The sequence below is a fragment of the Synergistaceae bacterium genome (genome assembly GCA_012521675.1).
Classification (GTDB): Bacteria; Synergistota; Synergistia; order Synergistales; family Aminobacteriaceae; genus JAAYLU01.
On the sequence record JAAYLU010000078.1, the window covers coordinates 1 to 1,670 of the forward strand.

Consider the following 1,670-nt stretch of genomic DNA (forward strand, 5'->3'; position numbering starts at 1 on the left):
CAGTGGGATTGAGTCCCTATATGAGTCCCTATAATGGTGTAAATTCGAATTGAGCCATTCGCTCAAGCTGAGGTTCGTCGGGACGACGGAGTCCCCGTCGTCCCGAGCGGATGGAAGGCCGGCCGTGGAGTGTCGCTACTCAGGCCTCCGTTGTTCCAATCAGTCCTCCAGCTCCTTCAGGAACTCTTTCAGCCTTGCCATGCCCTCTCGTATCTCGTCCTCGGAGTTCGCGTAGGAGACCCGGATGTTGCCGTCGGCCATGAACGCGCTTCCGGGGACCAGCGCTACATACTTGGACTCGAGCAGGACCTTGCAGAAGGTCGCGTCGTCGGTGAGTTCCTGCCCCTTCCAGGACTTTCCGAGCAGCTTCTCGATGTTGAACCAGACGTAGAACGCACCCTTCGGCTCGGTGAAAGCTATCCCCGGTATCTCCTTCATCAGGCAGACGATGAGGTCGCGCCTCTTGCCGAATGAGGCGTGCATCGCCTTGACGTCCTCCTCCGCGTCCTTCAGCGCGCCCACGGAGGCCCACTGAGCCACGGAGCAGGCGTTTGAGGTTATGTGCCCCTGAAGGTCGCTAAGGTAGCCCATTATCTCCGAGGGGCCGAGCGAGTAGCCGATCCTCCATCCTGTCATGGCGAAGGCCTTGCTCACTCCGTTTATGATGATCGTATTCTCCCTCGCCTCCGGCACCAGCCCGAGGATGTGATGATGGACGGAGTCGCCGTAGACCAGTCGCTCGTAGATTTCGTCGAAGAGTATCACTATATCCCTCTCCACGGCCAGTTTGCCCAGCGAGCGAAGGGATTCCTCGTCGTACACGGCTCCGGTCGGGTTGTTCGGCGTGTTGACGATCATGGCCCTGGTCCTCGGTGTGACCGCTTGCAGCACCTTTTCCATGCTTGGCACGAAGCCGGTGTCGGATGTGTCGACCAGCACGGGTACAGCATCGAAGAAGCGGATCTGCTCCACGTAGCTCACCCATGCCGGGGTGAAGACAAGTACCTCGTCCCCCGGGTCGACCAGGCAGCCGAGCGCCTCGTAGAGCAGGGGCTTTGCTCCGGCGCCCACCACCACGTCCGAGGGCTTGTAAGCAAGCCCGAAACGCTCCTTGTAATAGTCGCAGACGGCCTCTTTCAGCTCCGGGATGCCGGAACTCGGCGTGTAGTGGGTGTGTCCCTTCATCATCGCCTCCTCCGCGCTGCGGATCGCTGCGTGAGGTGAGTCGAAGTCGGGCTCGCCCGCACCGAAGGAGATCACCGGCCTGCCCTCTCTTTTCAGGGCCTTCGCCTTCGCCGAGACGGCGAGAGTGGCGGAGGGCTGCATCTTTCTGGCCCTTGCGGAGATGCGCATTTGCTTCGCCTCCTTTGATGATGCCGACGCCGTTCTTTGGTCAGTGCAAACGGCGTCAGCATGTCCCGGAGGGATCGGATTTTTTCTTGCCCTTCCCCTTGTCCGGTGCTAGAATAATAGCATACTACAGAGTCTGATTGGAGGGGATCGGCATGGACATACGGTTCGTGACCAGGGGAGTCGAGATCAAGGAAGATTTAAAAGACTACATGGAAAACAAGATGTCCAAGCTAGAGAGGTTTTTCAACCGTATCATAGATAGTCAAATAGTCGTCAGCTTCGGCAGGGGCCTTTACACGGTGGAGATAACCTCCAAC

General features: G+C 58.6%; 2 protein-coding genes. One reads left to right on the forward strand and one right to left on the reverse strand.

Going from position 1 to position 1,670, the window contains the following annotated elements; translation table 11 throughout:
- Positions 1-159: 159 nt before the first annotated feature.
- Positions 160-1,353, reverse strand: a complete 1,194-nt coding sequence (locus tag GX181_07760; GenBank protein ID NLM71836.1) for a pyridoxal phosphate-dependent aminotransferase — start codon at positions 1,351-1,353, stop codon at positions 160-162.
- A 152-nt stretch (positions 1,354-1,505) separates the two neighbouring features.
- Here GX181_07760 and GX181_07765 point away from each other — a divergent pair.
- On the forward strand, positions 1,506-1,670 hold a 165-nt coding region (locus GX181_07765), incomplete at its 3' end, for an HPF/RaiA family ribosome-associated protein (protein ID NLM71837.1).

Bases quoted from the DNA above. Each gene is read 5' to 3' on its own strand.
- GX181_07760 (NLM71836.1), bottom strand. From the start codon at position 1,353: ATGCGCATCTCCGCAAGGGCCAGAAAGATGCAGCCCTCCGCCACTCTC.